The 18,410-nt window shown below is 70.4% G+C and carries 17 protein-coding genes; 8 read left to right on the top strand and 9 right to left on the bottom strand.

The annotated features are described in order from the left end of the window. Window positions 1–36 precede the first annotated feature (36 nt). Window positions 37–1,197 carry an acyl-CoA dehydrogenase family protein gene (locus tag JHW41_RS11995; RefSeq protein ID WP_057947740.1) on the bottom strand — a complete coding sequence of 387 codons (1,161 nt, stop codon included), beginning with the start codon at window positions 1,195–1,197 and terminating at the stop codon, window positions 37–39. A gap of 420 nt (window positions 1,198–1,617) precedes the next feature. Between JHW41_RS11995 and JHW41_RS11990 the strand changes: the two genes are divergently transcribed. From JHW41_RS11990 to JHW41_RS11975, 4 genes are all read left to right on the top strand, one after another. Further along, window positions 1,618–2,598, top strand: coding sequence for an ArsR/SmtB family transcription factor (locus JHW41_RS11990; protein ID WP_057947741.1), 981 nt, complete (start codon window positions 1,618–1,620; stop codon window positions 2,596–2,598). Between the two features lie 10 nt (window positions 2,599–2,608). Next, window positions 2,609–3,724 (top strand): homocysteine S-methyltransferase family protein, encoded by a 1,116-nt coding sequence (locus JHW41_RS11985; protein ID WP_250450276.1) that lies wholly within the window; start codon window positions 2,609–2,611, stop codon window positions 3,722–3,724. A 118-nt stretch (window positions 3,725–3,842) separates the two neighbouring features. Next, the gene (metH, locus tag JHW41_RS11980) at window positions 3,843–6,611 is read left to right on the top strand and encodes a methionine synthase (protein WP_250450256.1); all 2,769 of its coding nucleotides are present in this window, start codon (window positions 3,843–3,845) and stop codon (window positions 6,609–6,611) included. 91 nt (window positions 6,612–6,702) lie between these two features. Next, window positions 6,703–7,425: a hypothetical protein gene (locus tag JHW41_RS11975; protein WP_057947744.1), complete on the top strand. Its 723-nt coding sequence runs from the start codon at window positions 6,703–6,705 to the stop codon at window positions 7,423–7,425. A gap of 222 nt (window positions 7,426–7,647) precedes the next feature. Here JHW41_RS11975 and JHW41_RS11970 read toward each other — a convergent pair whose 3' ends face one another. Both JHW41_RS11970 and JHW41_RS11965 read right to left on the bottom strand, forming a co-directional pair. Beyond that, complete coding sequence (locus JHW41_RS11970) at window positions 7,648–8,484, bottom strand: right-handed parallel beta-helix repeat-containing protein (protein WP_250450240.1); 837 nt, start codon at window positions 8,482–8,484, stop codon at window positions 7,648–7,650. Window positions 8,485–8,634: 150 nt separating this feature from the next. Then, window positions 8,635–9,444, bottom strand: a complete 810-nt coding sequence (locus tag JHW41_RS11965) for a NosD domain-containing protein (RefSeq protein WP_250450238.1) — start codon at window positions 9,442–9,444, stop codon at window positions 8,635–8,637. A gap of 380 nt (window positions 9,445–9,824) precedes the next feature. Between JHW41_RS11965 and JHW41_RS11960 the strand changes: the two genes are divergently transcribed. Beyond that, window positions 9,825–10,694, top strand: coding sequence for an alpha/beta fold hydrolase (locus JHW41_RS11960; RefSeq protein WP_250450228.1), 870 nt, complete (start codon window positions 9,825–9,827; stop codon window positions 10,692–10,694). Between the two features lie 304 nt (window positions 10,695–10,998). On the opposite strand, the gene JHW41_RS11955 is transcribed toward JHW41_RS11960, so the two are convergent. The 6 genes from JHW41_RS11955 to JHW41_RS11930 form a co-directional block, all read right to left on the bottom strand. Then, window positions 10,999–11,787, bottom strand: a complete 789-nt coding sequence (locus tag JHW41_RS11955) for a DUF2058 family protein (RefSeq protein WP_250450219.1) — start codon at window positions 11,785–11,787, stop codon at window positions 10,999–11,001. A 10-nt stretch (window positions 11,788–11,797) separates the two neighbouring features. Beyond that, window positions 11,798–12,031 carry a SlyX family protein gene (locus JHW41_RS11950; protein WP_428995508.1) on the bottom strand — a complete coding sequence of 78 codons (234 nt, stop codon included), beginning with the start codon at window positions 12,029–12,031 and terminating at the stop codon, window positions 11,798–11,800. Window positions 12,032–12,047: 16 nt separating this feature from the next. Beyond that, the gene (locus JHW41_RS11945; RefSeq protein WP_078999686.1) at window positions 12,048–13,391 is read right to left on the bottom strand and encodes a UDP-glucose dehydrogenase family protein; all 1,344 of its coding nucleotides are present in this window, start codon (window positions 13,389–13,391) and stop codon (window positions 12,048–12,050) included. 254 nt (window positions 13,392–13,645) lie between these two features. After that, window positions 13,646–14,482, bottom strand: a complete 837-nt coding sequence (locus JHW41_RS11940) for an FKBP-type peptidyl-prolyl cis-trans isomerase (protein WP_231783997.1) — start codon at window positions 14,480–14,482, stop codon at window positions 13,646–13,648. Window positions 14,483–14,612: 130 nt separating this feature from the next. Continuing rightward, window positions 14,613–15,557, bottom strand: coding sequence for an FKBP-type peptidyl-prolyl cis-trans isomerase (locus JHW41_RS11935; protein ID WP_057947752.1), 945 nt, complete (start codon window positions 15,555–15,557; stop codon window positions 14,613–14,615). 248 nt (window positions 15,558–15,805) lie between these two features. Next, a complete protein-coding gene (locus JHW41_RS11930) occupies window positions 15,806–16,420 on the bottom strand; it encodes a glutathione peroxidase (RefSeq protein ID WP_250450214.1) in 615 nt (204 codons plus the stop codon). A gap of 153 nt (window positions 16,421–16,573) precedes the next feature. Here JHW41_RS11930 and JHW41_RS11925 point away from each other — a divergent pair, with 153 nt between their 5' ends. From JHW41_RS11925 to JHW41_RS11915, 3 genes are read left to right on the top strand one after another with little or no spacing between them, the layout of a single operon-like run. Then, complete coding sequence (locus JHW41_RS11925) at window positions 16,574–17,071, top strand: hypothetical protein (protein ID WP_250450205.1); 498 nt, start codon at window positions 16,574–16,576, stop codon at window positions 17,069–17,071. Window positions 17,072–17,074: 3 nt separating this feature from the next. Continuing rightward, window positions 17,075–17,467: a GntR family transcriptional regulator gene (locus JHW41_RS11920; RefSeq protein ID WP_057947755.1), complete on the top strand. Its 393-nt coding sequence runs from the start codon at window positions 17,075–17,077 to the stop codon at window positions 17,465–17,467. Next, the gene (locus JHW41_RS11915) at window positions 17,464–18,363 is read left to right on the top strand and encodes an ABC transporter ATP-binding protein (RefSeq protein WP_057947756.1); all 900 of its coding nucleotides are present in this window, start codon (window positions 17,464–17,466) and stop codon (window positions 18,361–18,363) included. Before JHW41_RS11920 ends, JHW41_RS11915 begins: the two co-directional genes overlap by 4 nt. The last annotated feature ends 47 nt before the right edge of the window (window positions 18,364–18,410 follow it).

The raw sequence follows: 18,410 nt of genomic DNA, 5'->3' as shown, positions 1-18,410 counted from the left end.
CGGGACGAGCCGAAGCGTTTCATCGTGGTCGGAAAGTCAGCGCAGGCCGGTTTCGTTGCGGGCGATGACCAGGCGCTGGATCTCGCTGGTGCCTTCGTAGATCTCGGTGATCTTGGCGTCGCGGAAATAGCGCTCCAGCGGCATCTCCTTCGAATAGCCCATGCCGCCGTGGATCTGCACGGCCTGGTGGGTGATCCACATCGCCGCTTCGGACGCGGTGAGCTTGGCGATCGCCGCCTCGTTGCTGAAGCGGCCGCCGTTCTTCTCGGTCTGGCCCTTCTGCCAGGCCGCGCGCAAGGTCAGCAGCAGGGCCGCGTCGAGCTTGCACTTCATGTCGGCGATCTTGGCCTGGGTCATCTGGAAGGTGCCGATCGGCGCGCCGAAGGCCTTGCGCTCCTTGACGTACTCCAGGGTGCGCTCGTAGGCGGCGCGGGCGATGCCGATGGCCTGGCTGGCGATGCCGATGCGGCCGGCGTCGAGCACGCCCATGGCGATCTTGAAGCCGTGGCCTTCCTCGCCGAGCACGTCGGCCGGCTGGGCCACGTAGTCCTCGAATTCGATCTCGCAGGTGGCCGAGGCGCGGATGCCGAGCTTGGGCTCGGTCTTGCCGCGGTGGAAGCCGGGCTTGGCGGTGTCGATCATGAACGCGGTGATGCCGCGCGCGCCCTTGTCCGGGTCGGTCATCGCGAACAGCACGATGTACTTGGCGACCGGGCCGGAGGTGATCCAGCTCTTCTTGCCGTTGATCACGAAGCTGCCGTCGGCCTGCTTGACCGCCTTGCAGCGCATGGCCGTGGCGTCGGAGCCCGACTGCGGCTCGGTCAGGGCGAAGGCGCCGATTTCGCGGCCCTCGGCGATCGCGCGCACGTACAGCTGCTTCTGTTCTTCGCTGCCGAACTTGAGGATGCCGTTGCAGAACAGCGAATTGTTGACCGAGACGATGGTCGAGTGCGCGGCGTCGCCGGCGGCGATCTCGACCATGGCCAGCACGTAGGCGACCGGGTCCATGCCGGCGCCGCCGTACTCGGCCGGCACCTCGATGCCCATCAGGCCGTTCTCGCCGAGGGTGCGGATGTTCTCCAGCGGGAATTCGCCGGTCTGGTCATGGTGCTCGGCGCTGGGAGCAATCTTCTCCTGGGCGATACGGCGCGCCACGTCCTGGATCATCAACTGCTCTTCGGTAAAGCCAAAATCCACGTCGCACCTCTGCTGGTTGAGCGCCGCGGCCGTTCCCCCTTTTGCGCGGCGCGCCCGTAAGCGGCGCCGCGTCATCCCGGAACGACCGGCGCGTTGGTTCCGCGTCCTGGTCCGCGGCCCGTACCCGGCGCCGCGAATGCGAATTGTAGCCGCGCGCGCCGCAGAACCCCACCCATGCGGCTGCCCCGATCTGGCGTCATCCCTGCCCCGCGCCCACGCGCTTCAGTCGCCGTTGCGCCTTGCTGCGCCGCCGCACGACTTGACCTGGGCGCACGGCCGGCACACACTCATCTCTATATCGCGATACGTTGATGGAAGCCGGGAAATCGTTTGCCCGAACCGGCAAGCGCGATGCGCCTCCCGCTTCCGCCCGCGCCGTAAACGCTTCCCCATTCTCCATTTCCCACTCCGACGCCCCCAATGGATCTCGAAGGCTGGTCCGCAAGACTCAAAGTGTTCGCCGACGCCACCCGCGTGCGGCTGCTCGCCCTGCTCGAACGTGAGGAGTTGACCGTGGCCGAGCTCTCGGCGATCACCCGCCTGGCCCAGCCGCGCGTGTCCACCCATCTGTCCAAGCTCAAGGAAGCCGGGCTGGTGCGCGACCGCCGCGCCGGCGTCTCGGCCTATTACCGCTTCGACGAGGGCGCGCTCGACAACGCCCAGCGCGCGCTGTGGCAGACCCTGAGCACCGGCAGCGACGACCCGTTGCTGCGCCAGGACGCCGAGCGCGTGCCCGCGGTCCTGGCGATGCGCGCCTCCGACCAGAACTGGGCCGATTCGGTCGCCGGCGACATGGAACGCCACTACTCGCCCGGCCGCACTTGGGAGGCGCTGGCGCGCTCGGCGCTGCCGCTGCTGCAGCCCGGCGACGTGCTCGACATCGCCTCCGGCGACGGCGTGCTGGCCGAATTGCTGGCGCCGCATTCGCACCGCTACATCTGCCTGGACGCCAGCACCAAGGTCGTCGCCGCCGCATCCGAGCGCCTGCGCAAGCTGCGCAACGTGGAAGTGCGCGAGGGCGACATGCACGCGCTGCCGTTCGCGGCCGAGACCTTCGACCTGGTGGTGCTGATGCACGCGCTGACCTACGCCGAGCAACCGGCCCAGGCCGTGGCCGAGGCCGCGCGCGTGCTGCGCCCCGGCGGCCGGGTGTTGCTGACCAGCCTGGCCCGGCACGAGCACCGCGGCGCGGTCGAGGCCTTCGGCCACGTCAACCTCGGCTTCACCGAGAAGGACCTGCAGAAGTTCGCGGCCAAGGCCGGCTTCGACATCGTCAGCTGCGAGACCGTCACCCGCGAACGCCGCCCGCCGCATTTCGAAGTGATCGCGCTGATGGCGCGCAAGCCGCTGCCCGAGCCGGCGGCCGCTTCGCCCGCGGCGCGCAAGCCGGCCAAGAAGTGAGGAACCGCCGATGAAACAACTGCCCTGGCTCCACCCCGAACGCGCGCAAGCGCTGCTGAACGGCCTGGCCGCGCGCATCCTGATCATCGACGGCGCGATGGGCACGATGATCCAGCAGCACTCGCTGGGCGAGGAAGACTATCGCGGCGAGCGCTTCGCGCAGGGCTACGACCGGCTGTATTCGCCGCCGGCGCGCGAGCACGACGGCGAGCACGTGCACGGCGAAGGCTGCGGGTGCTCGCGCGACCAGCGCGGCAACAACGACCTGCTGACCCTGACCCGGCCCGAGATCATCGCCGGCATCCACCGCGAGTACCTGCAGGCCGGCGCCGACCTGGTCGAGACCAACACCTTCAACTCGACCACGATCTCGCTGGAGGACTACGGCCTGCAGCACCTGGCGCGCGAGCTCAACTTCGAAGGCGCCAGGCTCGCCCGCGGCGTGTGCGACGAGATCGAGGCGCTCGACCCGGCGCGTCCGCGCTTCGTCATCGGCGTGCTCGGCCCGACCAGCCGCACCGCTTCGCTGAGCCCGGACGTCAACCGCCCCGGCTACCGCGCGATCAGCTTCGACCAGCTGCGCGAGGCCTACCGCGAGGCCGCCGACGGCCTGATCGACGGCGGCGCCGACGTGCTGATGGTCGAGACCATCTTCGACACCCTCAACGCCAAGGCCGCGCTGTTCGCGATCGAGGAAGCCTTCGACGCGCGCGGCGCGCGGCTGCCGGTGATGATCTCCGGCACCATCACCGACGCCTCCGGCCGCACCCTCTCGGGCCAAACCGCCGAGGCGTTCTGGTACTCGGTGCGGCACGTGCAGCCGACCGCGATCGGCCTGAACTGCGCGCTCGGCGCCAAGGACCTGCGCGTGCACGTCGACGTGCTGTCGCAGATCGCCGACGCCCACGTCAGCACCCACCCCAACGCCGGCCTGCCCAACGCCTTCGGCGGCTACGACGAGACGCCCGAGGACATGGCCGCGGTGCTCGGCGAGTTCGCCCGCGCCGGCCTGCTGAACCTGGTCGGCGGCTGCTGCGGCACCTCGCCGGCGCATATCGCGGCGATCGCGGCGGCGGTGGCGGGGGTGGCGCCGCGGCGGCCGTTGCAGTTGGTCGATGCCGCTTGAAAGCGAGGAGTGAGCGCAGAGGAGTGAGGAGTGAGCGAAAGCAGGCTCTTTCTCACTCCTCACTCCTCTGCGCTCACTCCTACCTCTCCCACCCGCCCGAACGCCGCCAGACACCCGAATGACCTCCGCCCTCCCCCGCCAAACCCGTCTCAGCGGCCTCGAACCGCTGCAGATCACCCCGGAAAGCAACTTCGTCAACGTCGGCGAGCGCACCAACGTCACCGGCAGCGCGCAGTTCAAGAAACTGATCCTGGAAGGCCGCCTCGACGAGGCGGTGGTGGTCGCGCGCCAGCAGGTCGAGAGCGGCGCCCAGGTCATCGACGTCAACATGGACGAGGGCCTGCTCGACTCGCAGAAGGCGATGGTCGAGTTCCTCAACCTGATCGCGGCCGAGCCGGACATCGCGCGGGTGCCGGTGATGGTCGACAGTTCCAAATGGAACGTGATCGAGGCCGGGCTGCAGTGCCTGCAGGGCAAGGGCATCGTCAATTCGATCTCGATGAAGGAAGGCGAGGACGAGTTCCTGCGCCAGGCCCGGCTGGTGCGCCGCTACGGCGCGGCGGTGGTGGTGATGGCCTTCGACGAGGTCGGCCAGGCCGACACCATCGAGCGCAAGGTCGAGATCTGCTCGCGCGCCTACAAGCTGCTGACCGAGGAGATCGGTTTCCCGCCCGAGGACATCATCTTCGACCCGAACGTGTTCGCGGTCGCCACCGGCATCGAGGAACACAACGACTACGCGGTCGCCTTCATCGAGGCCACCCGCGAGATCAAGCGGCGCTTTCCGTACTGCCACATCTCCGGCGGCGTGTCGAACGTGTCGTTCTCGTTCCGCGGCAACGAGCCGGTGCGCCAGGCGATCCACGTGGTGTTCCTCTACCACGCGATCCGCGCCGGCATGGACATGGGCATCGTCAACGCCGGCGCGCTGCCGCTGTACGACGACCTCGACGCGGACCTGCGCGAGCGGGTCGAGGATGTGGTCCTCAACCGCCGCAGCGACAGCACCGAGCGCCTGCTGGAGATCGCCGACCGCTTCAAGGGCAAGAAGGGCGAGAAGAAGACCGAGGACCTGCGCTGGCGCGACAAGCCGGTGCGCGAGCGGCTCAGCCACGCCCTGGTCCACGGCATCGACCAGTGGATCGAGGAGGACACCGAAGTCGCGCGCGCCGAATCCGCGCGCCCGCTGGACGTGATCGAAGGCCCGCTGATGTCCGGCATGAACGTGGTCGGTGACCTGTTCGGCGCCGGCAAGATGTTCCTGCCGCAGGTGGTCAAGTCCGCGCGGGTGATGAAGAAGGCGGTCGCCTATCTGCTGCCGTTCATCGAAGCCGAGAAGCTGCGCACCGGCGATGTCGGCAAGTCCAACGGCAAGATCGTCATGGCGACGGTCAAGGGCGACGTGCACGACATCGGCAAGAACATCGTCGGCGTGGTCCTGGCCTGCAACAACTTCGAGGTCGTCGACCTCGGGGTGATGGTGCCGGCGCAGACCATCCTCGACCGGGCCAAGGCCGAGAACGCCGACCTGATCGGCCTGTCCGGCCTGATCACGCCCTCGCTGGAGGAGATGAGCCACGTCGCCCGCGAGATGCAGCGGCAGGGCTTCACCATGCCGCTGCTGATCGGCGGCGCCACCACCTCGCGCGCGCACACCGCGCTGAAGATCGATCCGCACTACAAGGCGCCGACGATCTGGGTCAAGGACGCCTCGCGCGCGGTCGGCGTGGCCCAGTCGCTGATCTCGATCGAGCTGCGCGAGCCGTTCGTCGCCGCCAACGCCTCCGACTACGCCGAGATCCGCGAGCGCCACCGCAACCGCGGCGACGGCAAGCGCCTGGTCTCGCTGGAGAAGGCGCGCGGCCAGCGCTTCGACGGCGGCTGGGCCGACTACGCGCCGCCGGCGCCGAACGCGCAGGGCGTGTACGCGTTCGACGACTATCCGCTGGAGGAACTGGTCGACTACATCGACTGGACCCCGTTCTTCAACACCTGGGAACTGGCCGGGCGCTATCCGGCGATCCTCACCGACGAGATCGTCGGCACCCAGGCCACCGAGCTGTACCGCGACGCCCGCGCGATGCTGAAGCGGCTGGTCGCGGAAAAGTGGATCCGGGCCAAGGCGGTGTTCGGCCTGTGGCCGGCGAACGCGGTCGGCGACGACGTCGAGGTCGATCTGCGGGACCCGGGACCGGGGACCGGGGACCGGCAGAGCTTCGCCGATCCCGCGCCCCGTGCCGTCGGGTCCCCGGTCCCCGGTTCCCGGTCCCGAACCTTGCACTTCCTGCGCCAGCAGGCCGACAAGCCCGCCGACCGCCCCGACTTCTGCCTGGCCGACTTCATCGCGCCCAAGGACAGCGGCCGCCAGGACTGGATCGGCGCGTTCGCGGTCACCGCCGGCCTGGGCATCGAGCCGCACGTGGCGCGCTTCGAGGCCGACCACGACGACTACAACGCGATCATGCTCAAGGCCCTGGCCGACCGCTTCGCCGAAGCGCTGGCCGAGCGCCTGCACCAGCGCGTGCGCAAGGAATTCTGGGGCTATGCCGGCGACGAGGCGCTCGACAACGACTCGCTGATCGACGAGGGCTACCGCGGCATCCGCCCCGCCCCGGGCTACCCGGCCTGTCCCGAACACAGCGAGAAGCGCGACCTGTTCGCGATGCTCGACGCCGGCGCCCACACCGGCCTGGAGCTGACCGAGAGCTTCGCCATGTACCCGGCGGCGGCGGTCTCGGGCTATTACTTCAGCCATCCCGACAGCCAGTACTTCGTGGTCGGGCGGGTGTCGAAGGAGCAGGTCGAGGACTACGCCCGGCGCAAGGGCGTCGACCGCGCCCAGGCCGAACGCTGGCTGGCGTCGAATCTGGATTACGATCCCGAGTGAACGGCGCCGGTCCGGCGCCTCACGGACGGCGCCCGCCGTCCTTTCGCCCCGCGACCGGCGCCCACCGGCCGCGCAGCCCGGAACGTCACGGATGAGCGAAATCCTGTTGCCCGAAGACCTGGCCGACGACGAGTCCCGCGACCCGCGCGGCAACCAGGCCTTCCTCGAAAAGCACGCCGCGCCCGGCCGCATCGGCCTGTGCGGCGGCCGCGACTTCATCAACAAGCTGATCCGCAAGGCGCAGTCGCCGCTGACCGAGGACGGCCACCGCAGCCTGTGGTCGCACGCCTTCGTCTTCAGCGAGCGGCGCGTGGACGGCCAGTGGTGGGTGATCGAGTCCGACCTGGACCTGCGCTACCGGCAGATCCGCCTGGGCGTGCAGGAGAACCGGGTCGCGCGCTACTACGACGCCGAGGCCTTCCCCAACATCGCCGTGCTCGACTTCGGCCTGAGCCCGGAGCAGACCCTGCAGGTGCAGCGCGCCGGCCTGGACCTGCTGGCCGGGCTGTCGAGCTATTCGCTCAGCGAGCTGCTCGGCACCATGATGGCGATGCACAGCCGCCGCCTGCGCAAGCGCGGCAACCTGCTGGCCAAGGACGGCGCGCTGTTCTGCTCGGCGCTGGTGCAGCATTGCTACCTCGCCGCCGGCGTCGAATTCCTGCCGGGCGTGCCGGGCAAGAACATCGCCCCGCACGACATCGACGAATCGCCGCTGCCGCACGCGACCCACCGCATCCTGCGCGATCTCGGCGTGTCGAGCGTGCGCGAGATCGGCCACTCGCTGCGCGAGCGGCTCGGCACCGCGTTCGACTGAGCGGCCGGTCCAGGTCTGCGTCCGGGGCCAACGGCCCGCCTCGGCGGCCCGATCGGGCGCCCTGCACGCGCGCCAGCGGGCGCCGACGCGAAGCCGCCGGCGCGAAGGCCGGCGGCGGACACGCGATCGTTTCGCCGATCGTCCGAATCGACTCGCCCGAATCGACTGGCCCGAATCGACGATGCGGTCCCGCGCCGCGCATCGCGCGACGCGGGAAACACGTCACGGGCCGGTCGGCGGCTGCGGCTGCTCGACGTTGTAGCGCGCCACCGAACAGCCGGCGAAGCCCGACGGCTGGACGTTGATGAACACGTTCTCCACGCAGGTCGCATCGACCGCGCCGGTGAGGCCTTCGCCGATCGGCTGGCGCGACATGATCGTGTTGTGCACCACCCGCGCGCGCGGCGAGTTGATGAACTGGATCATGCGATGGCCGGCCTCGAAGTCGAGGAACTGGTTGCCGGTGAGCTGCGCATCGGGCGACTCGCCCAGCTCCAGTCCGCCGTGGCCGCGGTAGCCGGCGACGACGTTGTTGGCGATCACCGCGCGCGGCAGGCCGTGCACGCGCAGCGCCGGGCCCCAGTTCGCCTGGTCGATGCCGTAGCCGATCACCCGGTTGCCGACGATGCGCGCCGGTTCGGCCAGCGGATCGGGCGGCCCGAACGGATTGCCGTGGATGATGATCGGCGTGTCCTGGGCGCGCAGCACGGTGTTGTTGAGCAGTTGCGCGCCGCTGCCCACATCGGCCTGGATGCCGTTGGCGAAGCCGTCGACGCGGCAGTTGCGCACCACCACCTTGCCGCCGCCGCGCACCATGATGCCGACGCCGCCGCCGGGACCGCCGCCGGTGGAGGGGTTGACCAGGGTGCGGGTGCGGCAGTCGAGCTCGATGTCGGTGCCGTTGATCTCGATCGGCAGGCTGCGGTTGCCGCTCAGGCAGTACTTGCCGGGCGCGGAGATGCCGATCTGGGTCGCCGGCAGGATGGTGTCGCAGGCCAGCGCGTTGGCGCTGAGCAGCAAACCGGCCAGGGCCAGGCCGGTCTTGGAAGTCGATCGCATGCGGTAATCGTCCTTGTCTTGGGAGTGTGTCCGACGCGAATGCGGCGGCGCGGCCATCGCCGCGTCGCCGCCGTCGCGCCTGCATTGTGGCGGCCGCGCATCTCAGCCGGCGCGACCGCCGGTCCGGGCGCCGGCGGTCGTCCGCGGCGCTCAGTCGTTGTTGATCTGGTCGACGTTGTGGCGCCGCACCGAGCACAGTTCGAAGCCCGAATCGACGACGTTGACGAACACGTTCTCGATGCAGGTCGCATCGCTCGCGCCGACCAGGCCCTTGGCGCTGACGCCGCGGCGCAGCATCACGGTGTTGTGGACCAGCCGCGCGCGCGGCGACTGTTCCATGCGCACCGCGGCGGCGCCGCCCTCGTTGAGGTCGAGCAACTGGTTGCCGGTCAGCTGCGCGTCGGCGGCGCGGTTGAGCATGATCGCGCTGTAGCCGCGGAAGCCGGCCACCAAGTTGTTGGTCAACACCGGCTTGGGCGAGTGGTTGATCGTGATCGCCCACTCCGCGCCGTCGCGCGCGTCGTAATAGAAGATCCGGTTTCCGGTCAGCTTGAGGCCGTCGCCTTCGGCGCGGTCGCTGCCGTGCACGGAGATCGCCGGGCCGTTGGCGAGGACGGTGTTGTTGAGCAACTGCGCGTCGGCGTACTGGTCGACCACCATCGACAGGGTCCAGCCGACCAGCCGGCAGTTGCGCACCAGCACGCGGCTGCCGCCGCGCAGGTGCACGCCTTCGTTGACCCAGGGCTCGTCGTCGCGATGGGTCAGGGTGCGGCCGCGGCAGTCCAGCTCGACGTCGCTGGCGTTGATGCGGATCGGGTTTTCGCGATTGGCGGCCAGGCAGTACTTGCCGGGCGCGTCGATGTCGCGCTGCTCGGGCGGCAGCACGGTGTCGCAGGCGAGCGCGGGCGCGGCGAACAGGCAGGCGGCCGCGGCGAACGCGGCCAGGGGCAGGAGGCGCATAAAGTCCTTGTAGGGTTGCAGTCCGTGGGAAGCGCGCCGGCGCGATCCGCCGGGCGCGCGGCGAGTATGCGCAGGCGCGGGTCGCGACGGGAGCGACGGCGCGGTACGGGCTGGTTTTTATTTGTACCGAGCGCGTCTCGCTGCCGCGATGGCCGTCGCGCGCGGTTTCAACGCGAAGCCGGCGCCGGCCGCGACCGGCGAACCCGCGCCAGCGCCCTCGCCCGCGCATTCCGGCGCCAGCCGACTCCGCATGGCCGCCACGCCGCAGCCGCCAGCGCGGCGCGCACCGCCCCGCCGAGGCCGCCGCCGAGCCGCTACCGCCCAACTGTACGCAATGGTATGTTTCGGCCACCGACCGCCCTGCGGGCCCCCGCGCCGCCATGTCCGACCTGCTGCTGTTCTCCCACGCCAACGGCTTTCCGGCCCCGGTCTACCGGGTGATGCTGGAGCAGCTGTCGGCGCGCTACCGGATCGAGCGGCCCGAGCGGATCGGCCACGATCCGCGCTATCCGGTGACCCTGGACTGGCCGCATCTGGTCGAAGAACTGGCCGAACGCGCGCAGGCCGCGGCCGGCGACGCGCGCCGGATCTTCCTGGTCGGCCATTCGCTCGGCGGCTACCTCAGCCTGCTGGCCGCGCACCGGCTCGCCGGCACCGCGCTGGCCGCGCGCCTGGCCGGGGTGGTGATGCTGGATTCGCCGCTGATCGCCGGCTGGCGCGCGCGGCTGGTGCAACTGGGCCGGCGCACCGGCCTGGACAACCTGGTCATGCCGACCCGCGCCACCCTGCAGCGCCGCCGCCACTGGCCCGACCGCGCCGCGGTGCGCGCGCACTTCCTGGCCAAGCCGACCTTCGCGCGCTGGGACCAGCGCGTGCTCAACGACTATGTCGAACACGGCACCCGCGCCGCCGACGACGGCGCGCGCGAGCTGGCGTTCGAGCGCGAGATCGAATACCGCATCTACCGCAGCCTGCCGACCACCTCGCTGAGCGGGCTGGCGCCGCAAGTGCGGGTGCCGGTGGGCTTCCTCGCCGGCACCCGCTCGCGCGAGCTGCGCAACGCCGGCGAAGCGGCGACGCGGCGCCTGGTCGGCGAGCGCTGGGCCTGGGTCGAAGGCAGCCACCTGTTCCCGATGGAGCGGCCGCAGGACACGGCCGCGGCGATCGAGGCGATGCTGGAGCGGATCGCGCCGGCGGCCGCGCAAGCGGACGCGCGCGAACCGGCGGCCGTCCGCGCCACCGGTACCTGATTGCGCGGATCGTCGCGCGTCGGCGATGGATTGCGGGTTTTCGGGGTTTTCGGGCTGTTCGGGGCGTTCGCGGCAGTCGGCGTGTCGCGGTCGCGGCTTGCGCCGCTCCTGCATGCGGATACGCGGCCGCGTCGCAGCCCTGTAGGAGCGGCGCAAGCCGCGACCGCGCCAACGCGACAACGACGAACCGCCCCGCAGCCGTGGCAACCGACACGCCGGCGCAAAACACAAGGCCGCGACATCGGTCGCGGCCTTCGTCGAACATCCGCTCGCAGACAGCGCTACCGCCCTGCCCGCCGCGACCTCACCAGACCAGATCGTCCGGCACCTGGTACATCGGATCGGCGTAAGGATCTTCGTCCGCCGGCGCGTTCGGATCGACCTTCAGCGCCACCGCCGGCGGGAAGATTTCCTCGGCCTGGGCCAGCATCGCCGCCGTCACCAGCAGATAGCGGCCTTCCTGCTGCAGCACGCCCAGTTCGCCGGCATTGAGCTGCTTGAGCTGCTCGGCGGTCACGTACACGCGCTTGATCTTGCCGCCGTACGGGAAATGCCGGGCGATGTCGGCGTCGGCGACGTTGAGCGCCTGGTCCTTGAGCAGTTCGGCCAGCCGCGCCCGCGCTTCGCGGCGCAGCCGCGCCTCTTCCTGCTTGGCCTGCTCGGCGGCGATGCGCTCGTCCTTCTCGCGCTGGGCGCGGATCGCGTAGGCCTTGGCCAGGTCGATGTCCTCGCGCGTGGCCGCGCGGCCGCCCTGGCCGGGACGGCCGCCGCCGCCGCGGCCGCGTTCGCCCGGCTTGGCGCCCGCGCGGCCGGCGCCGGCTTCGCCGGGCTTGCCGCCGGGACGGCCCTGGCCGGGCCGCGCGCCGCTGCGCTCTTGGCCGTCGGGCCTGGGTCCGCCGGGCTTGTGTCCGCCGGGACGACCGTCGCCGCGGGCGCCGCCGTCGGCGCGCGCTTGCGGTTTGCCGCCGTGGGGCTTGCCGCCGGCGCCGGGCTTGCCGCCGCGGCGGTCCTCGCCCTTGCGTTCGTGGCGTTCGGGCTTGGGCGCGGGCTTGAAACCCAGGCCCAGCAATTGGTCGCGCAGGCTATCGCTCATTGCAGGTTCGTCAGTAGTGCGGCGGCGGCGGTTCGCTGCTGGCGTCGCCGGTCAGGGGGCTCGCGGCGAACGCCGCGCGCAGGTGCTTGATCTCTTCGAGCGCGCGATGCAGCAGCAGCGCGTTGCGCGCTTCCTCGGTGCGCGCGGCGGCGAGCGCGTCGCTCAGCTCGGTCAACGCGTGCTCCTGGAACGCCAAGCGCGTTTCCAGGTCGACCAGGCGCTGTTGGATGGGGTCTTCGCTCACGGCGGGGCTCACGGGCTCAGGCGTCGATGCGGATCGAACGGCCGCGGCCGATGCCGTAATAGGCCAGGTCCGCGGCCTCGACTTCGTCGGGATGGTACAGGTTGCGCCCGTCGAAGATCACCGCGTCGGCCAGGGCCTGGCGCACGCGCACGAAATCCGGGCTGCGGAACTGCTTCCACTCGGTCACCACCACCAGCGCGTCGGCGTCGGCCAGCGCGGCGCGCGCCGAATCGCACAGCACCAGGTCCTCGCGCTCGCCGAAGATGCGCTGCGCTTCCTCGCTGGCCTCCGGATCGTAAGCGCGGACCTTGGCGCCGGCGTCCCACAACTGCGCCAGCAGGCGCCGGCTGGAGGCCTCGCGCATGTCGTCGGTGTTGGGCTTGAACGCCAGGCCCCACACGGCGAAGGTCTTGCCGCGCACGTCGCCGCCGTAATGGCGCTGGATCAGTTCGAACAGATGGCCCTTCTGGCTGTCGTTGACCGACTCCACCGCATCGAGCAGGCGCGCGCCGTAGCCGTGCTGCTGGGCGGTGCGCGCCAGCGCCTGCACGTCCTTGGGGAAGCACGAGCCGCCGTAGCCGGCGCCGGGATAGATGAAGTGCCAGCCGATGCGCGGGTCCGAGCCGATGCCCTGGCGGACCATCTCGATGTCGGCGCCGACTTTCTCGGCGATGTTGGCGATCTCGTTCATGAAACTGATCTTGGTCGCCAGCATCGCGTTGGCCGCGTATTTGGTCAGCTCGGCCGAGCGCACGTCCATGACCACGATGCGCTCGTGGTTGCGGTTGAACGGCGCGTACAGGCGCTTGAGCTTCTCCACCGCGAGCGGGTTGGCCGCGCCGATGACGATGCGGTCCGGGCGCATGCAGTCGTTGACCGCGTCGCCCTCCTTGAGGAATTCGGGATTGGAGGCGACGTCGAACGGCACCTGCGCGCCGCGCGCGGCCAATTCGGCGGCGATGCTGGCCTGGACCTTGTCGGCGGTGCCGACCGGCACGGTCGACTTGTTGACCACGATCACCGGGCGCTCGATGTGGCGGCCGATGGTCTGGGCCACCGCCAGCACGTACTTGAGGTCGGCGCTGCCGTCCTCGTCGGGCGGCGTGCCGACAGCGATGAAGATCAGGTCGCCGTGGGCGATCGCGCCGGCGGCATCGGTGGTGAAGTGCAGGCGGCCGGCGGCGTGGTTGGCCTTGACCATCGGCTCCAGGCCCGGCTCGTAGATCGGGATCGCGCCGCGGTTGAGGCCCTCGACCTTGGCCTGGTCGATGTCGACGCAGACCACGTCGTGACCGACGTCGGCCAGGCAGGTGCCGGTGACCAGGCCCACATAGCCGGTGCCGAAGATGGTGACGCGCATTGCTGTGTTCCTTGGTGTAGCGGGATCGATGGACGCGGGCCGCGCGAATGGCGCGGGCCGCGGTCCGGCGCGGCGGTGCCGGCTGGGCGCCGGCGCCGGTTGCCGCAAGGGTATGGGGACGCGGGCCGCGCTGCAAAAGCCGCCGCGGCAGCGCCGCCTCCCGGGCCACGCGTTCCGGCGGGCCGTCCCGCCGGGAACGCGCGCGGTCGCGGCCTCGGCGCGAGGATCGCGCGCCGAGGCCGCCGTCGGGCCGCTTAGTGCTTGTCCGGACCGGCGCCCGCCGCCGCGCCGGGGCCGGCGCCGGCCGCGTCGGGCTTGACGATGTCGAGCAGTTCCACGTCGAACACCAGGGTCGCGTTCGGGCCGATCGGGCCGCCCGGGGTGCCCTGCTCGCCGTAGCCGAGCTTGGCCGGGATCCACAGCTTGAACTTGCTGCCGACCGGCATCAGCGCGATGCCTTCCTGCCAGCCCGGCACCACCGCGCCGAGCGGGAACACCGCCGGCTCGTTGCGATCGTAGGAGCTGTCGAAGGTCTTGCCGTCCAGGGTGGTGCCCTTGTAGTGCACGCGCACCGTGTCGGAGGCCTTGGGCTTGGCGCCCTTGCCCTCGCTGACGATCTGGTACTGCAGGCCCGAGGCGGTGGTCACCACGCCGGCCTTCTTGCCGTTGGTGGCGAGGAACTTCTCGCCCTCTTCCTGGTTCTTCTTGGCCGTCGCCATCATCTTCTCGACCTGCTTGTTGCGCACGGTCTCCTGCAGGCGCTGGCGGATCTGCATCGCTTCCTCGTCGGTCAGCGCGGCCTTCTCGCCCTTCATGCTGGCCTGCATCGCCTTCTGCAGCACGGCCAGGTCGATGTCGTCCTTGAGCAGCTCCAGCGAACGGCCCATGTCCATGCCGATCAAGTAGCTGTTCTGCTCCTTCTCGGTCTTCATGCCGCCCAGGACCTTGACGTCCTTGGCGGCGTCGGCCGCCTTGTCGCCGCTCTTGGCGTCGGCCGCGGCCTTGTCGCCGGCCGGCTTGCCGGCCTGGTCGCAGCCCGCGGCGAACAGCGCGGCCGAGGCCACGGCTATCGCCAGGGCGGTGTTACGCATGAAAGGCTTCATCAAACTGCACTCCTGAAAAGACTGGAAGACCGGAAGGTGGGTGGCCGGCCGGACAAGCTGCCCGGCAGCGGCTGAACGTTGCTTCACGCGCCGCGCGCGAACGCGCGGCGCGTGGGGATCACAGGATGTCGAGCAGTTCGACCTCGAAGGTCAGCACGGCGTTGGGGCCGATGCTCGGCGGCGCGCCGTTCGGGCCGTAGGCCAGCTCGGACGGAATCCAGAACTTGAACTTGCTGCCCACCGGCATCATCGCCAGGCCTTCCTGCCAGCCCTGGATCACGCCGTTGACCGGGAATTCGGCCGGCTGGCCGCGATCGTAGGAACTGTCGAAGGTCTTGCCGTCCAGCAGCGTGCCCTTGTAGTTCACGCTGACCTTGTCGGTCGGCTTGGGACGCTCGCCCGAGCCCTGGCGCAGGATCATGTACTGCAGGCCCGAACCGGTCGAGAACACGCCCTTGACCTTCTTGTTCTCCTCGAGGAACGCCTTGCCTTCCTTGAGGTTCTTGTCGCCGGCCGCGGCCGCGTCGGCCTTGGCCTTGGCCTGCATGCGCTCGCTGAAGTTGGTCAGCACGGTGCGCGCGTCGCCTTCGGCCAGCAGCGGCTTGCCGCCGCCGAGCGCGGTGCGCACGGCCTGGGCCAGCACCGGCAGGTCGATCTCGGATTTGATCTGCTGCAGGGCCGGGCCGACCATGAAGGTGCCGATCATCAGGCCGACCTTGGCCTTGTCGACCGCCGGCGGCGGCGTGCCCGGCGGGGTGCCCTGGGCCGGCTTGCCCTCGCGCGAGGCGATGCGCGCGCGCAGCGCGGTGTCGACGGTGCGGGCCTCGTCCTGGGTGATCAGCGGCTTGCCGCCGTCGAACACGTTCTTGACCGCCTTCTCGAACGCCGCGGCGTCGAGGTCGGGGCCGACCGGCTTGAGCGAGGACGCCACGTCCATGCCGATGGCGTAGCTGATTTTTTCGCGGTCGTTGGCGAGCACGGATTTGTCCTGGGCAGAGGCGGCGCCAGCGAACAGCGCCGCGGTGGTCATCAACACGGCCGCGCCGCGCACGAAGGGCTTCATTAGGGTCCCGCTCCTGGTGTCCTGGGTGTCGAACTTGCAATCGGATGACGCGCCGCCGCGCGGCGCGAGCCCGCCATTGTCGCGGGCGCGGCCGTGGGCGGCAACGCTCCAGTGTGACGGCGGACCGGCGTTTTAGTTCCGCCGCGGCGCCGGCGGCGGCGCGGGGAAACCTGACCGGGCGCCCAGATCGCCGCGCGCCCGCCGTCCGCGGCGCCCGCGCGGACGATCCGTGCGCGGGCGCGGCGCGATCAGCGCGCCGCGGCCGCCTTCGGCGCCGGCGCCGCCAGGGCGCGCTCGATCGCCGCGACCACCGCCGGATCGTCCGGCGTGGTCTTGCTGCCGTAGCTGGCGATCAGCTTGCCGTCGCGGCCGATCAAGTACTTGTGGAAGTTCCACTTCGGCGCCTCGCCGCCGGCGGCCTTGGCCAGGTCCTTGTACAGCGGCGTGGCCTGCTCGCCGACCACGTGCACCTTTTCGAACATCGGGAACTTGACCCCGTAGGTCAGCGTGCAGAACTCCTGGATCTGCTTCTCGTCCTCGAATTCCTGGGCCTTGAAGTCGCCGGACGGGAAGCCGAGCACGGCGAAGCCGCGCGCCTTGTACTTGGCGTGCAGGCCTTCCAGCGCCTCGAACTGCGGGGTGAAGCCGCATTTGCTGGCGGTGTTGACCACCAGCACGACGTCGCCGGCGTAGGTCTTGGACAGCTCGACCGGCTGCTTGCCGGCCAGCGGGCGGTAGCTGCGGTCGAGCAGGCCGCCGGCGGCGACGGCCGCGCCGGCGGCGAGCGCCAGGCCCAGCGCCAGCGCGACGGCGGCGCGGCGGCGGGTCCGGGAAGGGGAATGCGAGGGGGCGACAGCGGACATGGCAGGCCTCGGTGACAGGGGGAGGGCCCGGCGGACGGGCCGCGGCGGGAACCGGACCAGTATGACTTTAGTTGGGTCGGCGGCGATTGACGCGACGTGTTTAGGTGTTATAGTTGCATACAACACCGGCCCACTAAAGAGCAGGACGTTCATATGAACCGCAAGCTCCATAACTCGATTTCGGCCCTGATGGCCGCCGGCGGCGCGCTGGTCCTGGGCCTGGTGGTCGCCCTGCCCCTGCCCGCCCCCGATGCCGCCCCGGCGCCGCTGCTGACCGAATTCGCCGCCGACGCGCCGGCCACCCGCCCGATCGAAGTCGACCTGGGCACGGTCAAGGCCCGGATCAGCTTCGACCGCGCGTTCCTCGCCCGCGCCCAGGCCCGTTCCGGCGACGTCGCCGGCGCGATGCGCAAGATCGAGCAGCGCGCCTCGCAACTGGAGAACGCCGAACGCGCCAGCGAACTGGCCAGCCTGGCCGGCGCGCTGGCCGGCGACGTCGGCGACCTGGCCGCGCTGGCCAACGCCATCGCCCCCGCCGCACCCGCCGCCGCGGAACCGGCGGCCGAACCCACGCGCAAGGCGTCCCGCGCCGCGCGCCGCAACCGCAGCAATCTCGTTATGCCCTATTTCTCCTTCCTGTCGCGGGGCTGAGCCATGACCGCAATCCAATGGAGCGACGGCGCTCCGATCTATCGCCAGCTCAAGGAGCGCGTCGTCGCCATGATGCTCGACGGCGTGCTCAAGCCGGGCGACGCCCTGCCTTCCGTGCGCCAGGTCGCCGCCGAATACCAACTCAATCCCATCACCGTCTCGCGCGCCTACCAAGAATTGGCCGACGAGGCGCTGGTCGAAAAACGCCGAGGCCTGGGCATGTACGTGACCGAAGAAGCCGCGAAGAAACTGCTCCTCAACGAGCGCGACCGCTTCCTGCGCGAGGAATGGCCGCTGGTGCTCGAACGCATCGCCCGGCTCGGCCTGCGCGCCGAGGAACTGCTGGCCGGCGAACCGGCCGCCACCAACGGCAGCCACAAGGCGGACGCCCCATGACCCACTCCCTGCATACCCCGCCCCTGCGCGACGCCGCCGGCGCCGTGGTCCGCGCCCGCGGCCTGCGCAAGACCTACCGCAACAAGGCCGCGCTCGCCGGCACCGATTTCGATATCCCCGCCGGCCGCATCGTCGGCCTGATCGGCCCCAACGGCGCCGGCAAGACCACCGCGCTCAAGGCGGTGCTCGGCCTGACCTCGTTCGAAGGCGAACTGTCGGTGCTCGGGCTGGACCCGCGCACCCAGCGCGACGAGCTGATGCGCGAGGTCTGCTTCATCGCCGACGTGGCGGTGCTGCCGCGCTGGCTGCGGGTGCGCGAGGCGATCGAATTCGTCGCCGGCGTGCATCCGCGCTTCGACCGGGCCAAGTGCGAACGCTTCCTGCACGGCACCCAGCTCAAGCCCGACCTGCGCGTGCGCGAGATGTCCAAGGGCATGATCGTGCAGCTCCACCTGGCGCTGGTGATGGCGATCGACGCGCGCCTGCTGGTGCTCGACGAACCGACCCTGGGCCTGGACATCCTCTACCGCAAGCAGTTCTACCAGCGCCTGCTGGAAGACTACTTCGACGAGAACAAGACCATCGTGGTCACCACCCACCAGGTCGAGGAGATCGAACACATCCTCACCGACGTGATGTTCATCCGCGACGGCAAGATCGTGCTGGACTGCCCGATGGAGAACGTCGGCGAGCGCTTCGTCGAGGTGCTGGTCGACCGCGACAAGGCCGAGCACGCGCGCACGCTCGGGCCGCTGGACGAACGCGCCTTGCCGTTCGGCAAGACCGTGATGCTGTTCGACGGCGTCGCCGCCGCCCAGCTCGACGGCCTCGGCGAGACCCGCACGCCGGGCCTGGCCGACCTGTTCGTCGCCACCATGAAGGGGACCTACGCATGAACGCCGCCACCGACGATTTCTCCGCACCCGCCGCCGTCCCCCGCGCG

This window comes from Lysobacter enzymogenes (assembly GCF_023617245.1).
Classification (GTDB): domain Bacteria; phylum Pseudomonadota; class Gammaproteobacteria; order Xanthomonadales; family Xanthomonadaceae; genus Lysobacter; species Lysobacter yananisis.
This window is presented reverse-complemented; position numbering and strand designations above follow the sequence as displayed.